Origin of the sequence: Litoribacter populi, assembly GCF_007483685.1 — a bacterium.
GTDB lineage: Bacteria > Bacteroidota > Bacteroidia > Cytophagales > Cyclobacteriaceae > Litoribacter > Litoribacter populi.
Genome location: NZ_VMKN01000001.1, coordinates 1,791,068 through 1,808,358, shown reverse-complemented (window position 1 = coordinate 1,808,358; position 17,291 = coordinate 1,791,068). Strand labels below are relative to the sequence as shown.

15 protein-coding genes are annotated in these 17,291 nt (G+C 40.6%); 6 read left to right on the top strand and 9 right to left on the bottom strand.

Annotation, left to right across the window (positions count from 1 at the left end):
* Positions 1-37 precede the first annotated feature (37 nt).
* The gene (locus FPL27_RS07905) at positions 38-907 is read right to left on the bottom strand and encodes an SDR family oxidoreductase (RefSeq protein WP_143960575.1); all 870 of its coding nucleotides are present in this window, start codon (positions 905-907) and stop codon (positions 38-40) included.
* 238 nt (positions 908-1,145) lie between these two features.
* Here FPL27_RS07905 and FPL27_RS07900 point away from each other — a divergent pair, with 238 nt between their 5' ends.
* Complete coding sequence (locus tag FPL27_RS07900) at positions 1,146-1,952, top strand: hypothetical protein (RefSeq protein WP_143960574.1); 807 nt, start codon at positions 1,146-1,148, stop codon at positions 1,950-1,952.
* 122 nt (positions 1,953-2,074) lie between these two features.
* On the opposite strand, the gene FPL27_RS07895 is transcribed toward FPL27_RS07900, so the two are convergent.
* From FPL27_RS07895 to FPL27_RS07870, 6 genes are all read right to left on the bottom strand, one after another.
* A complete protein-coding gene (locus tag FPL27_RS07895; protein ID WP_143960573.1) occupies positions 2,075-3,481 on the bottom strand; it encodes a TolC family protein in 1,407 nt (468 codons plus the stop codon).
* On the bottom strand, positions 3,481-4,827 hold the full coding sequence (locus tag FPL27_RS07890) for an HlyD family secretion protein (RefSeq protein WP_143960572.1): 1,347 nt from the start codon (positions 4,825-4,827) through the stop codon (positions 3,481-3,483). Before FPL27_RS07890 ends, FPL27_RS07895 begins: the two co-directional genes overlap by 1 nt.
* A gap of 4 nt (positions 4,828-4,831) precedes the next feature.
* Positions 4,832-6,538 (bottom strand): peptidase domain-containing ABC transporter, encoded by a 1,707-nt coding sequence (locus FPL27_RS07885; protein ID WP_143960571.1) that lies wholly within the window; start codon positions 6,536-6,538, stop codon positions 4,832-4,834.
* Positions 6,535-7,212 carry a TetR/AcrR family transcriptional regulator gene (locus FPL27_RS07880; RefSeq protein WP_143960570.1) on the bottom strand — a complete coding sequence of 226 codons (678 nt, stop codon included), beginning with the start codon at positions 7,210-7,212 and terminating at the stop codon, positions 6,535-6,537. The genes FPL27_RS07885 and FPL27_RS07880 overlap by 4 nt, the downstream gene beginning before the upstream one ends.
* A 160-nt stretch (positions 7,213-7,372) precedes the next feature.
* On the bottom strand, positions 7,373-8,692 hold the full coding sequence (gene ahcY, locus FPL27_RS07875; protein WP_143960569.1) for an adenosylhomocysteinase: 1,320 nt from the start codon (positions 8,690-8,692) through the stop codon (positions 7,373-7,375).
* Between the two features lie 81 nt (positions 8,693-8,773).
* Positions 8,774-9,535, bottom strand: a complete 762-nt coding sequence (locus FPL27_RS07870) for a biotin--[acetyl-CoA-carboxylase] ligase (RefSeq protein WP_143960568.1) — start codon at positions 9,533-9,535, stop codon at positions 8,774-8,776.
* An 89-nt stretch (positions 9,536-9,624) separates the two neighbouring features.
* On the opposite strand from FPL27_RS07870, the gene rsfS reads away from it, so the two are divergent.
* The 5 genes from rsfS (at position 9,625) to FPL27_RS07845 (ending at position 14,673) form a co-directional block, all read left to right on the top strand.
* Complete coding sequence (gene rsfS, locus FPL27_RS07865; RefSeq protein WP_143960567.1) at positions 9,625-9,969, top strand: ribosome silencing factor; 345 nt, start codon at positions 9,625-9,627, stop codon at positions 9,967-9,969.
* 66 nt (positions 9,970-10,035) lie between these two features.
* Entirely contained in the window at positions 10,036-12,087 is a 2,052-nt protein-coding gene (ftsH, locus tag FPL27_RS07860) for an ATP-dependent zinc metalloprotease FtsH (protein ID WP_143960566.1), read from the top strand.
* A 78-nt stretch (positions 12,088-12,165) separates the two neighbouring features.
* A complete protein-coding gene (locus tag FPL27_RS07855; RefSeq protein WP_143960565.1) occupies positions 12,166-13,413 on the top strand; it encodes a metallophosphoesterase in 1,248 nt (415 codons plus the stop codon).
* A gap of 193 nt (positions 13,414-13,606) precedes the next feature.
* Positions 13,607-14,059 (top strand): ferritin-like domain-containing protein, encoded by a 453-nt coding sequence (locus tag FPL27_RS07850; protein ID WP_143960564.1) that lies wholly within the window; start codon positions 13,607-13,609, stop codon positions 14,057-14,059.
* 167 nt (positions 14,060-14,226) lie between these two features.
* Positions 14,227-14,673 carry a hypothetical protein gene (locus tag FPL27_RS07845; RefSeq protein ID WP_185974326.1) on the top strand — a complete coding sequence of 149 codons (447 nt, stop codon included), beginning with the start codon at positions 14,227-14,229 and terminating at the stop codon, positions 14,671-14,673.
* 9 nt (positions 14,674-14,682) lie between these two features.
* On the opposite strand, the gene FPL27_RS07840 is transcribed toward FPL27_RS07845, so the two are convergent.
* The gene (locus FPL27_RS07840; RefSeq protein ID WP_143960562.1) at positions 14,683-14,874 is read right to left on the bottom strand and encodes a hypothetical protein; all 192 of its coding nucleotides are present in this window, start codon (positions 14,872-14,874) and stop codon (positions 14,683-14,685) included.
* A 306-nt stretch (positions 14,875-15,180) separates the two neighbouring features.
* Positions 15,181-17,241, bottom strand: a complete 2,061-nt coding sequence (gene metG, locus FPL27_RS07835) for a methionine--tRNA ligase (RefSeq protein ID WP_143960561.1) — start codon at positions 17,239-17,241, stop codon at positions 15,181-15,183.
* Positions 17,242-17,291: the final 50 nt, after the last annotated feature.

The window sequence follows — 17,291 nt, the reverse complement described above, 5'->3', positions numbered from 1 at the left end:
ACGGGAGACCGAAGGTTGTTCCCATCTCCAGTCTCCATCACTTTTTCTTCCGGGATTCTGCCAACTGGGTCCACATTTCGTTTGGGATTTGGTCAAGATGGCTGAATTCGCCCGCACCTTTGAGCCATTCGCCTCCATCGATGGTGACTACTTCGCCATTGACAAAAGCGGAAAAATCCGACATAAGATAGGCGGCAAGGTTTGCAAGCTCCTGATGTTCTCCCACCCTTCCTACAGGTATTTTCTTTGCTGGGTCAAATTTTTTGACCAATTCGCCTGGTAGCAGTCTACTCCAAGCACCTTCCGTAGGAAAGGGCCCCGGAGCAATGGCATTAGACCTAATTTGGTATTTAGCCCATTCTACAGCTAGGGATCTGGTTAAAGCTAATACACCAGCCTTTGCCACAGCACTAGGCACCACATATCCCGATCCTGTCCATGCATAAGTCGTCACGATATTCAAAAATGTTCCCTGTTGCTTATTTTTTATCCAGTGTTTACCTGAAGTGAGGGTAACATTGGAAGTGCCTTTTTGAACAATGTCCACCACTGTTTGGAAAGCGTTGGCAGAAAGCATTTCGGTTGGGCTGATAAAGTTCCCTGCTGCATTGTTGAGCACCCCATGAATCTGGCCAAACTCTTGGTTGGCGTCGGACCACATTTTTTCCACTTGTTCTATTTCTCGCACATCACAACTTAGCGGCAATACACTTCCCCCAAAAGAATCTTCCATTTCACTGGCAGCTTGCTGCAGCACTTCCAACCTGCGGCTGGTAATAATAAGATTAGCTCCTAGCTTCAAAAAATACTCACCCATTGAGCGCCCAAGCCCGGTGCCACCACCGGTGATTAATATATTTTTTCCTTCCAAGGCTCCATCCCGGAGCATTCCTTCGGTATATTTCATGATTAGATTTTAGGTTGTTTAAAAACTGAATATAAGAATTAATCTTCTTTTTGATCACTTTATTTTTTCAAAACAAAATAGTAGAGTCACACTTAAATTCAATTATCTAACGACACTTCCGAGCAAATAACAAGCTGACAAATAGCATAAATAACAAAAACCAGTTTTAGGAAAAGTAAAATGCGTCAAGTAATTTTTAAAAAAGATAAAGTTGCATTGATTTTGCAATGAACTGGTCATGCGTAATATAATTCCATTTTTAATAGTGTGGTGCTGCCTAATCGGCGCTATCTTCTTTGCTTGCACCGATAGATTTGACAATCAACTTCAGACGGATCCTGAAGTGGAAGGTCAGGAAATATTCAATGCCTCCTATGTGTTGGATGAGCATCTATATTATTTGACAATGGATTTTGATGACTTTCAATTGGCTTCGAATGACAGTTTACAACTGCCTGGCTGCCCATTAATTAATATAGAGGAGGAGGGCCGAAAAGTAACCTTGACTTTCACGAACCAGGAATGTCCAGATGGCAATCCACGTCGTGGAGCTTTTGAGATCAGCTTTAAGGATGATAGTCTCCCCACTTCTTTACTTTATCAAGATTATCAGGTGCTACAAAACACCCTTGAGGGTTCAAGAACCTTCCTTAAAGACAGTATTTTGATTTCCGAAACTTCTGAGGATATTCTTATTTTTGATGCCTTTGGCTCTAGCACTAGAATCAATCTCCACCTGACTCATGAGCTAACTTTTCGATCCGATACCCTCAATGAAATTATTACTTCCGGAGAAGCCTCAGGTAGAAATTTAGCAGGAAGGACCTTTTCCATGCAGGTAGTAGATCCTAAAATCCAAAAACAAGAATGCTGGCAAGCTGGAATTAAAATGCCAGCTATTGGAAGTGAAAGCTGGGGAGTAGAAAGGCAAACCGGCACCACTGTTCGTCACCAAATATTATACGGAGATCAGGGAGATTGCGACAATCAGGCTGAGGTTGTTTTGAACAATGGGCAAAAATTACTTATGACAGCTGCAGATTAAAATACTAAGTTAATTCACCTCTAAATTGTTATTTTAATATAATATTAAATAGCAAAAAAGGCGGTCTCTTTTCAGGGACTGCCTTTTTATATTTAGCTCACTTGCAGTATTAAGTTTTTGTTCTAATCCTCGACATCTTGTTCAAACCCGAGACCTGCAGCAAACAGCAATTTGGCGTAAGCGATGTTTTTGCGAGCAATAACATCATTGAGGATCAATTGACCTTCAATTACACTTACTTCTCGGGCATTTATGAGGAATAGAGAACTTTCGCCCATTTCGAATCTTGTTTGCTCACCTTCCAGTAAGCGTTCTAATCCGAATAGGTTTTCAGAAAATGTTCTAAATTGCCCTTGAAGTGTCTCCATATTGTTAAGCTCACTTTCCAAAGTGGCTTTTAACCTGACAAATTTCATGTCTCTGTCTTGAGTGGTAAAGTTGATCTGCGATTTGACAATACCTAATGCTCCCCTTTCCCTTCGCAAAAACAATGGCATCCTCACCGTGGCTCCCCATTTATAATTGTTTTCAAAAAAGACATGACCACCGTTTTCAAACCCATTCGTCGTATTCGTCAGTATATTGTAATGCAATTGGGCGACAGGTTTGAGTTGATCAGCACGCCATCTTCTCTCTACCTCAAGGGAGGCAAGATCAAAGTCAAGTAATTGCAATTCTGGGTGGCGTGTCAAATTAGCCCGCAATAGTTCCAAACTGTATGACATATCGATTCCCTTTGATAAGTCTTGAGGAATCACCTGTTCACCAAGATTCATAGGCTCATTGTATTCATCCCATAAATAGATTTCCAACATCTGCTGAGCCTCAAAGTATTCCATCTCCTTTGCCTGAAGTCTATACTCCCTGTTCAGTACTTGGGTATGGGCTTCCAATGTATCAATGGCCGGCAAGTCACCATAAATAAAGCTATCTCTGATACCTCTAAATCTAACCTTAGCAAGTTCCACCGCCTCTCGCATGACTGTGACATCTTGATAAGCGGCCGCCCATCGCCAGTAAACCTGATTGGCATCCAAATACAGCCTGTTAAGCATCAATTGCTGCTCAGAGAGCGTAGCATCCCGGTAGATTTCAGCTTGCCGAAGCGCTCTCCTCCTGCTATCTATCATCAAACCCTGACCCAAATTAACCGAAGCACCAACTGTCATCAAACCCTCTGTGGGCACTCTTCTTTCGGGGTTAAGGTATTGTCCAGTGTTTTGCTCGACTAATCCTTTCAACTGTACACCTCCCATTGTAGGGACTACCACACCAGCTTCACGCTTGTGATAGTAACCCACATTGTTATATTCTTTTTCATCCAGATTGCCAAATAGGAAAGGATCAAAGCCTCCCCTTGCCATCCTCAGTTCTTGACGCCCCATCTCTGTTGTGATGACGGCTTGATTAACCACCGGATGGTAAAAGGAAACCCACTTGATAAACTGGTTGTAAGAAAGGGTGTCTTGTGCGCTGACATTAGATAACAGAAAAACAAGCAACCCAGTTATTCCAATTAGTCTCCTCATTATTTCCTAGCTTGTCTCTTTTCTTCTGCAGTATAGTAATCTGCTGGGAATCCATTCAGTTGTCGCCAGATCTCATACCAGATCGGAACATCATTAAGCAGGGCGATACCATCCGCTGCTGAACCTATTTGAAGTCCATCTGGCCAAGGTTTTTCCTCTGGGTCCTGTGCTACTACCACACGGTACCGGTTGTTTTCACTTGTAAATTTATCTATTGCTACCACTTTCCCTCCAAAGGTACCATTGGAAATCTGGGGCCAACCCGAGAAAACAATCGCCGGCCAACCGTCGAAGATAAACCTTACCTTATTTCCCAATCGAACCAATGGCAAATCTATGGGATCCACATACATTTCCACAGCCAAGGCAGCATCAGCCGGCATGATGCTCAGAATTTGCATCCCTTCATTTACCGTTTCCCCAATACCGACTTGTAAAGCTCTGGCTATATATCCATTTTGAGGCGCCAAAATATACCGCATACCTGTACGGACCTCATAGTTGCTATATTGGTTCTCTAGCTTAGTAGCTGTTGCTTCAGCGTCAAATTGGGAAGACATGGCCGAAAACTTATCCGCTTCAGCTTTAGCCAACCTGTCTCTAAACTCATTATCAATAGCATTCAGCTCGATTCTAGCTGCAATTTCTTCATTCCTACTACTAAGAAGGGTATTTTCAGCTGCGATGAGATTTGCTTGAACTTCCTGAAACCTCAATCTTCTTTGTTCTAAATCAGTTAGAGAGCGCAAACCTTCCTCAAATAATTTTTCAGCACGAGCTACCTGATCCTCCCCAATATTAAAGTTGACTTTAGCCTGTTCAAATCGGATACTGTCCGATTGCACTTTCAACCGGGCCATTTCAAGCCTATTTTCCGCCTGCTCTATCCTGAGGACATTATTGGCTTTCAAGGCTAGTATTTGCCCTTCCTGAGCTTTAACCCGCTCACCATAAGATCTTGCGGAAAGGTTCTTTGCGTCAACTTGCTTTAGGGTTCTTTCCAGTAATAAAGGATCAAAATAATCATCCCTAATTTCAGAAATCAACATCAATGTATCTCCCTTGTTGACATAATCACCTTCCGCTACATTCCACTGTTCGATCCGGCCTGCAATGACCGTCTGGATGGTCTGAGGCCTATGGTCTTGCCTTAAAGCAGTTACCATTCCTTTGGACCTGACAGATTGGGTCCAAGGAAGAAAAATGAAAAGCAGCAAGAAAAGGAAAATATAAAGCAGGATCTTCACCCTTTTTTTGCTCTCGCTGGCAGGAAGGGTCATGCTGAGACTTTTGAAGTTCTCAAAGTTGACCTTGCCTTCTAACTTGTTGGAAGAAATATTGAGCATATCCTTAATTGTTACTGTTTTTATAATTTTTAAATTCCGCAGGTGTACCTATAAACTTCACTTTACCTTTCGAAAGTTCTATTACCTTATCAGCCTTAGAAATCAGTTTATCATCATCTGAAATAAAAACGGCTGTCCAATCTCCATCGAATATATAATTGATTATTTCTTCTTCCTCACCATTTAACTGGCTCCAAAGGTCTTCCAGCAGGAGAGTTCGTGGCGAATGAACCAGGCAACGAGCTACTATTAGTTTTCTAATATCTACCTGACTCAAACCTTTCCCTTCCGGCATGAGCATGGTCTCCATATCTTCTGGCAGGCTAAACACATATTGGTTGAGCCCTACAAGCTCCAAAACCTTTCTTACTTGGGGCTCCTCAACATCACGCCCCAATGTGATATTTTCTCTCATCGTGCCGTGAAAAATGTATTGGTTATTGAAACTTTCGCCTAAATACCCTCTAAACTTGTTAACGTCCAATACATCCAGCGGTAGGTCGTTAACAATAATTTTACCTCTGTAATCTTCATAAAGACCTGCAAGAAGATGTAATAGAGTGGTCTTTCCACTTCCACTTGCCCCAGTTAGGATGACTTTTTCCCCCGCGTCTATAGTGAGGTTAATATTTTCTAGAATATTAAACTGCTTATCGGTCGATTTGAAGTAAAGTTTATTTAGTTGGAATTTTAGGCCATGAACATTTTTTACGAGAGATTTTTCAGTACCATTTTGCTTCTCGATAGGCATATCCATTATTAACCCCAATTTTTCGACTGCCGTCAATGTATCATAAACAGTTTCCAGACTCAAGATCATTTTCTCAACAGAGCCAATTACAAGTATGATCACAATCTCGGCTGCCACGAATTGTCCTATACTTATCTCTTCATTGATCAACAAAAGAGAACCTACACCCAATAGTGCTGTTACAATCAAGACTTTGAAAGCAATCAAGACTTTGTATTGAAAGATCAGTACGTTAAAATGCTTATTTCTGAAGTCTACATAAGACTGAAGCAGGTAATCTACTTTAAGCAAAGGCAGTTTGGAACTCCCAGATAGCTTGAAACTTGGTAGTGCTCTGGCAACTTCCTCAAGCCAATATGCCACGTTGTATTTAGCCGAAGATTCCTTCAAGGCAGTTTCCATACCTTTGGGGGAGGTAAAGTAGAAGATGGCTATCAGGATGAGTATAAGGATTACCCCAAAAAGGATAAAGTAAGAGTGATAAAAGGCCAATAGGATCAACCCAAATAAAACCTGTAGGATCGCAGTCGGAAAATCCAAAAGCAATTTTGCTGTCCCTTTTTGAAGGTTTACCGAATCAAAAAAACGGTTGACCAATTCAGGTGCATATTTGTTTTGTAATGAATCCATTTTTAGGCGGGGAAACCTATAGGCAAATCCCAATGCCGATTTGGTGAAAATTCTTTGTTGAAGTTTCTCCGTCAAATAAAGCTGACTGATCTGCAGAAATCCACTGAAAGTAAATCCAGCTGCCACTAGACCTATTAAAATCCCCCAAGAAGTAGACACCCTACCACCAAGAATAAAATTAAATAAAGCCTGAATAGCAAGAGGCAAAATCAGCCCTACCCCACCGTTAAGGACAGCATAGAAGTAAATAGCATAAACATCACGCTTTTCTTGGTTTAACAATTTGCCAAACCTCTTTATTGGAGTGATTGCCGGGTTAACTACTTTCATTTTTTATCGATAACATTAAAAACTAATTCCTTGTAAAACTCCAATCTTTCTGTTCCTGATGCTGTCATCTCTGTCAGAACGGGAATATGCTTGACATAATAAGGTTGAAGAAGGCTGGATTCCATGATAGTACTGGCCAAAGTCTTGGGAAATTTATATTTTGGATTAAGCTCATGGATGATTTCGGCTATCCTTTCTCCGATTTTAATGTAAGAAGAGAAATATCCGTTTTTTAAATCCCGTTCCACTTCCTTTGTCATAATAGCCTTAAACGATTCTTCAATCAGCATCTGACGGAGAGGGACAGGGTTTACAAATTCATTGTTTTTCCCAATCGGTCCATCGATCAATATTTGCAGAGCAATGTGTAATTTTTGTTTAGGATCAGAGAGGTTTGTGATCCCCATCACCAAGTTTAGCTCCAAGTAGCCCCAATACCAAAGATTTAGAAACAATAGCAACTTATGCTTATTCTCAAAGTAGCGGTAAATAGCAGCCTCTGTGCTACCCACCTCTACTGCGAGCTTTTTAAAAGTAAAGCTTTCCAATCCAAGGTTGGCCATTACCTTTATACTCTTGGCAATGATATCCTTCCCAAGTTCAGAACTAAATGGATCCTTTAGGTAAACGCTCTCGTTTACATCCACCCGCATTCTGTTCAGCAATTGTTCCATATTCTATCAGCTAACGACACCCATTACATTATGTTTGCAAAAGTAATTATAAGTTAGTAATACTAACAATAATAGATGTTAAATATTTTAAGAGTTTGTATAGCTTTGAGATAGGGCATAAAAAAAAGCCGCTATGCGGCTTTTTCTAATTTTTCTGAGATTAATATCTATAATACTCTGGCTTGAATGGTCCTTCCTGTGGTACCCCGATATATTCGGCCTGGTCCTCAGAAAGAGTTTCCAATTCCACCCCTAATTTGCTCAAATGCAATGCGGCTACCTTCTCATCCAAATGCTTAGGCAATACATATACCCCCGGCTCATATTGATCCGTATTGGTCCAAAGCTCAAGCTGCGCCAAAGTCTGGTTTGTAAAGGAGTTAGACATTACAAAGGATGGGTGACCTGTAGCACAACCCAGGTTCACCAATCGACCTTCGGCCAAGACGATGATTTCGTTACCATCCACATTGTAAAGATCAACCTGCGGCTTGATGACATCTTTGGTATGACCAAAAGTTTTGTTCATCCAAGCCATATCGATTTCATTGTCGAAGTGACCGATGTTACAAACGATGGTCTTATCTTTCATCGCTCTGAAGTGTGGCTCACTAATAATATCCTTGTTTCCGGTAGCTGTAACAACGATATCTGCTTCTTTAACCGCATCTACCATTTTCTTCACAGCAAAACCATCCATAGCAGCTTGAAGTGCACAGATTGGATCGATTTCAGTAACAATAACTCTAGCACCGGCACCTCTAAGAGAAGCAGCAGAACCTTTTCCTACATCACCATATCCAGCCACAACAGCAACTTTACCTGCCATCATGACATCGGTAGCTCTTCTAATCGCATCCACCAATGACTCTTTGCAACCATATTTATTGTCAAATTTTGACTTGGTTACAGAATCATTTACGTTGATGGCAGGCATTGGAAGTGTGCCTTTCTTCATTCTTTCATAAAGTCTGTGAACACCAGTGGTGGTTTCCTCAGAAAGACCTTTGATTCCCGCTACCAATTCCGGATATTCGTCCAATACCATATTAGTAAGGTCGCCACCGTCGTCAAGGATCATGTTCAAAGGAGATTGCTCTTCGCCGAAGAACAAAGTCTGCTCAATACACCAGTTAAACTCTTCCTCAGTCAGACCTTTCCAAGCATACACGCTGATACCTGCAGCAGCAATAGCCGCAGCAGCATGATCCTGAGTCGAGAAAATATTACAAGAAGACCAAGTTACTTCTGCACCAAGGGCTACCAAGGTTTCGATCAAGACAGCAGTTTGGATTGTCATATGAAGACAACCGGCAATCTTGGCGCCTTTTAAAGGCTGAGATTTACCATATTCTTCTCTCAAAGCCATCAAACCCGGCATCTCTGCCTCAGCTAGCTTGATCTCTTTTCTCCCCCAATCAGCCAAAGAAATATCTTTAACCTTATACTTGACGTATTTTTTTGATGTAGTTTCTGACATGTATTTATTAATTTATGGATTATTAACAATTTTAGGAAAGCCAAATTTACTCAAATGCTGAGACAAAAGAAAATTAGGCGATTAAAGAAATTCAACCTCTTTGAAGGCATATAGGTTCAATTGGCCGGTGTCTTTTTCAATTTTAAGCTTACCTTCCATGGTTATACCTGTGATTTTACCTGAAAACACCCCTGATTTAGTGTCTCTGTAGCTTGCCCAGTCATTGTATCGATAAAGGTTTTGGATAAAAAGCTTTCGGAGTAACTCAACCTCACCCCTCTTTAATAATAAATAGTACTTTTCGATAGACTTAATAATTAATCGAAAAACCTCCCACAAATCTACTTCACTTCCGGTCAACCGAGCAAGTGAGGTAGGACCAGGAAAAGCAAAATCAGTTTGATTGACGTTCAAACCAATACCAACTAAAGACATGTCGAGCCCCCTGTTGCTAACACTGTTTTCTATTAGTACACCACCAAGTTTACCTTCATACTGATGTAAGATATCATTCGGCCATTTAACCTTTATGTCAGGTGCATATTGGGCTAGCACTTCCTGCACTGCCAACGTAACAATAATATTCAAATCAAACTGCTGACTAGCATCCAAGAATGAAGGAGCAAGAACTAAGGTAAAAGTCAGATTCTTAGCGGGTTCACTATACCACTGGTTCCCCCTCTGCCCTCTGCCTTTTGTTTGCTTATCGGTGATGACAATGGAACCTTCTCGGACCATTCCTTGCTTATAGAGTTGCATAGCTTCATCATTGGTCGAGTGACACTCTGGCAGAAAATGAATGTCTTTTCCCAAAAAAATCGTATTGGCAAGGATTTTATGCATACAAATATTAGTTATTTTGTCCCACAATAAAGATATTTATCGTTTATTTGGAACTCTAAAAATACAGCTTAAAATACTAAATTAATAATATGACAGCAGAACAGCTGAGTAAAGTTATCGTGAAGGGAATGGAAGAGAAGAAAGCTTCCGATATTGTAGTAATGGATTTAAGAAATGTAAATAATTCAGTTTCAGATTTTTTCGTTATTTGTTCTGCAAATTCAGACACACAGGTTGAGGCAATCGCCACCTCCGTAGAAGATGAAGTATTTAAGATTACCCAGGAATCCCCATGGAGAAGTGAAGGAAAAAACAACCGCCAATGGATCCTGATTGATTATGCCAATGTAGTAGCACATGTGTTTTTGAAAGACAAAAGGGAGTTTTACGCCCTTGAAGAACTGTGGGGTGACGCTAAAGTGACCACAATCTGATAATCCTGCAAACTTATATTTTTCAAAAACGTTCTACTTTAAGTTTATTGCCTTAATAATTATACAATGAGTGATAAAAACAAGAATAAAAAATTCATTCCTAAACCTCCTCAGAGACCAAACTTCCAACTATGGCTGATTATCACAGCGGTGATCGTCCTGATTGGTGTTTCTTGGTTTAGCCAGCGTAATGCTGTGGTGGACATTACTATGAAGCGGTTTGAGGACATGGTTACTGCCAATGATGTGGCCAAGGTTGTAGTTGTATACAATCAAAATTATGTAGATGTCACTCTAACAGAAAGTGCTCTTGAAAAGTCACGGTATGCGGATGAACTTGATCTGCAAAACAGGTTTTCAAGCACCTCAGGACCTCATTATAGAATCAACATTGCCTCTGTCGACAAGTTTGTCGAAGATTATGATAGATTGGAAAGTCAATTGCCCGAAGAGCAGAGGATAGGCTATTCTGCCGAAAAGCAGGAAAGCCTCTGGAATGCCTTTGGAAGTTTTGGCTTCCTAATACTTCTTTTCTTCCTGTTTTGGATTATGATGAGAAGGATGGCAGGACCTAGCGGACCAGGTGGCCAGATTTTCAATGTCGGCAAATCCAAAGCGCAGTTATTTGATGCTGAAAATAAGGTTAAGATCACCTTTGGTAATGTGGCCGGCCTTGATGAAGCTAAAGAAGAAATCCAGGAAATTGTAGAATTTCTTAAAAATCCAGGCAAGTTCACTAAGCTTGGTGGTAAAATCCCGAAAGGTGCCCTTTTGGTAGGACCTCCAGGTACAGGTAAAACATTGCTTGCAAAAGCTGTAGCCGGTGAGGCAGGTGTTCCGTTCTTCACCCTATCAGGTTCCGACTTTGTGGAAATGTTTGTCGGTGTAGGAGCCGCTAGAGTAAGGGATTTGTTTAAGCAAGCTAAGGAAAAAGCCCCTTGTATCATCTTCATTGACGAGATTGACGCAATCGGTCGATCAAGAGGCAAAGGCCAAATGCCAGGTTCAAACGATGAAAGAGAAAACACCTTGAATTCTCTCTTGGTAGAGATGGATGGTTTTGGTACTGATACAGGTGTAATTGTATTGGCAGCTACTAACCGACCAGACGTGTTGGATAGCGCTCTTTTAAGACCAGGTAGATTTGACCGTCAAATCAGTATCGACAAACCAGATATTGTAGGAAGAGAAGCTATATTCAAAGTTCACCTTAAGCCGATCAAAACTGGTGAAGATGTGGAACCAAGAAAACTCGCAGCTCAAACTCCAGGTTTTGCCGGAGCGGAAATTGCTAATGTCTGTAACGAGGCGGCATTGATCGCAGCTAGAAGGAATAAAAAGGCAGTAGATATGCAGGATTTCCAAGATGCGGTAGACCGTGTGATTGGAGGTCTTGAGAAGAAAAATAAAATCATTTCTCCAGAGGAAAAGCAAATTGTTGCTTATCACGAAGCAGGTCACGCAGTGGCAGGCTGGTTTCTGGAACATGCCGATCCATTGGTGAAAGTGAGTATAGTACCTAGAGGTGTAGCAGCATTGGGATATGCCCAATACCTACCAAAAGAACAATTCCTTTATCAAACAGAGCAGCTAATCGACGAGATGTGTATGACACTTGGTGGTCGTGCTGCAGAAGAAATTGTGTTTGGTAAGATCTCTACCGGTGCCTTAAGTGACTTAGAAAGAGTAACCAAAATGGCCTATTCAATCGTGTCAGTTTACGGTATGAATGAAAAAATAGGAAACGTATCTTTCTACGACAGCAAGCAGTCAGATAGATTCAGTAAGCCTTATTCTGAAGCCACCGCTGAAACTATTGATCAGGAAGTTAGAAAGTTAATCTTGTTTGCATATGAAAGAGTGAAAGACCTTCTTTCACATAACAAGGAAGCCTTAGAAATATTGGCCAAAGAACTTCTTGAGAAAGAGATTCTCTTCCAATCTGATTTAGAAAAACTGATCGGTAAAAGGCCTTTTGAAAAAGAAACAGCATACGAGGCATTCACCAAGAAAATTGATGCAAAGGAAAAAGAAGAAGCTGAAGAAAAAAAGAATATCGAAGAAGGTATTAACGAATCAGTTACTGAAAAAATAAGCACTAAGAATGATGACAATTAATCATTCTTAAGAAAATTTAAAGGCACATAACAATTAGTTATGTGCCTTTTTTGTTGCTTATCTATATAGCTAAAGTATATGAATGGAAAAGGAACAATCATCTTTATAGTAATATTTTCACTTTTATCTACCTTTATCAACTGGTATGTCTTTCAAGGCATTAAAACTTTGGTTGAGGACTGGAGCCACAATTCAAGGAGGTCTTTTTTTGTGGGTTACTGGCTTATATTCGGAGGAATCACTCTATTCTCTGTTATTACCTTTATACGGATTGCCGTAGAGGGTAAAATTCCGCCCAGTGCATACAACCTAGTTAATGTAATCCTAACCGTCACAAGCACCCAGATAGTCTTTATACTATTTATGTTAGGGGAAGATTTGGTCAGAAGTATGGTAATGGGAGCAAAATATGTAGCATCCGATGAAGCAACACTTCCCTCCCGAAGAAAATTTGTCGCCCAACTTGGTCTGGTGGTGGCGGCGATACCTTTCTCTGGTTTTATCTATGGGATTTTCAAAGGGAAATACAATTTCAAAATACATCACCAACCTGTTTTCTTCAGTGATTTACCAGAAGAGTTTGACGGTTTTAAAATTGTACAGTTATCCGACATACATTCTGGAAGCTTCAAGGATTTCGAGGCTGTAGAGCGAGGTATTCAGATGGTAATTGACCAGAAGCCTGATCTTTTTGTATTTACCGGCGATCTGGTGAACCATCGGGCTGGGGAGATTGACCCTTTTATGGAAAAATTTAGCACCATAAAAGGCAAACACGGGCAGTTTTCCATTTTGGGCAACCATGATTATGGAGACTATATTCCTTGGCCCACTCCAGAAGAGAAAAAAGCCAACTTTAATAGAATGATTGAACAACACGGCAAGTTAGGTTATCAGTTATTGATGAATGAAAATACCATCGTATCTAAAGGGAATTCAAGCATCCGCCTCTTGGGAGTGGAAAATTGGGGCGTAGGGTTCAATCAAAAAGGTGATATCGATAAGGCCCTTGTTGGAGTAGACAAAAACGAATTTAAAGTACTTCTCAGTCATGACCCCAGTCATTGGGAAAAGGTTGTAAAGGACCATCCCTCAAATATTCACCTTACTCTTTCGGGTCATACGCACGGGATGCAGTTTGGAATTGAAACGCCAGTGGTTCGATGGAGTCCTGCGCAGTACAGATATCCTCATTGGGCTGGCTTGGCACAATCCCTTAATCGTTATTTATATGTAAATCGGGGATTTGGTTTTCATGCCTTTTCAGGAAGAGTGGGGATATGGCCAGAAATCACTGTGATAGAACTAAGAAAACAACAGGTGTAACTTTTTCTGCCCAATTTGTACTTCAGTTACAATCCTTTTCAACAAGTGAACAGGTAATTAATTTCTATAAACATTGAAATAAGACCAATTAAAGGTGTTTTATTCCTTTATAATCAATCTATTTCACTAGGTTATTTAGTGGCATTATGATGGCACTGTGTTCATCGAACAAACCACTAAAACCTTATTACAGATGGATAATCCGAATAAAGAGAGCATTGACAAACTTAATGATCTCATAGCCATTGCCGCTGATGGCAGAGAAGGTTATGAAAACGCCGCAGAAAACATTGAAGACCATGGGGCAAAAGCTTCCTTTCGACAATTCTCTCAAGAAAGGGCTAGTTATGTCAGTCAACTGCAACAGGAAATTATTGCATTAAATGGCAAGCCTAAGGATAGCGATGGAGATGTACAAGGTGCTCTACATCGAGCTTGGCTCGACATAAAATCCACTTTCACAGGAGGTGACCGAGAGGCAATCGTTGATGGCTGCATAACTGGAGAGGAATCGGCAATTGAGAGTTATGAAAAAGCTTTAGAAAAAGAATATATTAGCGGCAATACCAGGAGCCTGCTGAATGAGCAGTTGAGCGGTATCAAAAACGCTTTAAATGTCATAAAGAGTTATCGTGACAATCCATAATTTTTTACCGCATGGATTAAGAACAGTAGGGGCTGTGCCTTTACTGTTTTTTTTATTTATACCCATGATAAAATCCCGTCAGAATCTTTAATTTATAACAATTTATATTTTAAACCGTACTATAATAAGGACACTAACCGAACTTTGCCATGTTACGATTTATCATATTGTTAGGATTTTTGATAATTAGCCAACCTCTATATGCCCAGATCAGCTACCCGACTTACCGGATGACCAATGGTGTGCCAGATGCCTCAGGGATTTTGGTCTCAAATCCAACCCCTAATGGAGGATTATTAATCTATAACAGCAAAAATGGTCAAGCTACAATGGCACCTATGAAAATTAGAGAGTTTCAGCCTGAAGATAATGATGTTTTTAACGGAAGGATACAAACTATAAAGGAACCAGAAATGACATTTACTCCGGAGGTCTTACCTGATTATAGACCAACCAGTCAGTACATTGCTCCTATTCCGATGCGGACCCGTTTGTTGGACTTTAATATGCCGGACTTTTTAAAACATAACCCTTCCTTACAGATTAATCCTGTATGGAATAATCCTATTTTAGAAGAAAAGAAACAAGGAGATTTTAACTTAAGACAGGATTAAACAATCACCCTATTTTCCACACTCTTGGCAGATTTTAGCCGCCGGCTCTTGTTGGGAAATCCTTCTCAAGGCTTCCTCACTATTGTTAAATGGACCTAAATATCTTCGGTTCATCATGTCAGGCATATTTGCACAGCCTTGAGCATGAATTTTTTTGACTCCAGATTCTGACAGGTTCTCGTCTATATAAAAGAATTTCATAATACTAAGCAAATCGTTTGACAATTTAGGCAATCATTTTTAATCCTGAAATACCGCGATTGGGGTATTTTTCACATTTTTTTCATGTTTTTTGCCAATTATCTCTGCTTTCTCCAGACAATTTCACTTAGGTGCTTATTATAGTGCTTGATTACCCATATGCTATTGTAATACAGTCCATATTTCGGAAGGCATAGGCTCGGGGGAATTCTGATCAGCAGCCTTTTTAAAAGTTATTTGATAAATAGAAAAGGCCTTCCAAATTGTCTCTGGAAGGCCTCTTCTATCTTCAAAAGCTAACTTAAATTAGCTTATGGATGCACCGGGAGTTGTATCCCTATTCGGCTGAAGAAGTCTTAAGGAACCATCCTTATCCTCTGCCATAAGTATCATTCCCTCAGAATCAATCCCCATCATCTTTCTTGGCGCCAAATTGATCAGCATGGTTACCTGCTTACCGATAAGGTCTCCAGCTTCAAAATGCTCAGCAATTCCGCTCAACACAGTCCTTTTCTCTAATCCGGTATCCACCAATAATTTCAACAGCTTTTTGGATTTTTTTACCTTTTCGGCTTCTAAAACTGTCACTACTCTCATGTCCAGCTTCGTAAAATCATCAAATGCTATGATATCCTTCATTGCCGGCACCGAGGCATTTTGCAATTCATTCATTTTCTTCGATTCCAATAATTTATTCACCTGTCTTTCGACTAACTCGTCTTCTATTTTTTCAAATAGTAAAGTAGGTTTATTTATAGAGGTTCCAGACTTCAATATTTGCTCATTTCCTGCATCTTGCCACTCCCTTTGATCCAAATGCATCATATCATAAAGCTTCTTGGAAGTGAACGGCAGAAATGGCTCTGCAACAATTGCCAAATTGGCCGCAATGTTCAATGCCAAATTAAGCACCGTGGCAGTTCTTTCTTGGTCTGTTTTGATCGTTTTCCAAGGCTCGGTGTCGGCAAGATATTTATTGCCCAAGCGGGCAAAATCCATCACAAACGATAAGGCTTCTCTAAACCTGTATTTCTCAATCGAAGAAGCAATTTTGGCTGGGAATGCCTTCAATTCCGCTATGGCATCTCGGTCAAACTCTGTCCACTCCCCAGCTACAGGCACCTGACCATCAAAATATTTGTGAGTCAGCACCACCGCACGATTTATGAAATTGCCAAATACAGCCACCAATTCGGAGTTATTGCGGGACTGAAAATCCTTCCAAGTAAAATCATTATCCTTGGTTTCAGGAGCATTGGCCGTTAGCACATATCGCAACACATCCTGCTTTTCAGGAAATTCCTCAAGGTACTCATGCAGCCAAACCGCCCAGTTTCTCGAGGTTGAAATTTTATCGCCTTCCAGGTTCAAAAATTCATTGGCCGGTACATTTTCCGGAAGGATATATTCTCCATGCGTTTTAAGGATTGCAGGGAAGATGATGCAGTGAAATACAATATTGTCCTTCCCGATAAAATGCACCAATTTGGTATCCTTATCTTTCCAATATGGTTCCCAATCAATGCCTTTTTCCTCAGCCCATTCCTTAGTGGAACTAATGTACCCTATCGGGGCATCAAACCATACATAAAGTACTTTACCTTCTGCACCCTCGACCGGCACGGGCACTCCCCAATCCATATCTCTAGTCATAGATCGAGCCTGCAAGCCCTCACCTGCTTCGAGCCAAGAACGACATTGGCCCAACACATTGTTTTTCCAGTCACCTTGGTGTTCTTCCAGAATCCACTTTTTCAAAAACTCCGTATATCTACCCAAATCCAAAAACCAGTGTTTGGTTTCTTTCAATACAGGTACATTGCCGCTCAATTTCGATTTGGGGTTGATAAGATCCGTAGGATTAAGTGAGGTTCCACATTTTTCACACTGGTCACCATAGGCAGATTCATAACCACATTTTGGGCAAGTACCCTCTATATATCTGTCGGCTAAAAACTGATTTGCTTCTTCATCGTAATATTGCTCTGTGGTCTGTTCCACAAATTCTCCTTTGTCATACAGATCCTTAAAAAATTCTGACGCCGTCTGATGATGGATTTTAGAGGAAGTACGGGAATAATGATCGAAGCTGATCCCAAACTTATCGAAACTTTCCTTCATTTGGGCATTATAGCGGTCCACGATTTCCTGAGGCGTTACCCCCTCTTTTTTGGCCTTGATAGTAATTGCCACTCCATGTTCATCAGAACCACATATAAAGGCCACATCCCGTTGCTGGGAGCGCAAGTATCGCACATAAATATCGGATGGAATATAGCAACCCGCCATATGGCCAATATGCAAAGGGCCGTTAGCATAAGGCAATGCTGCTGTAATTGTATATCTTTTGAATTCTTTGTTGCTCATAGCTTGCAAAGATAGGGAAAAGTGGCTTTAACAAATAAAAAAACACCTGC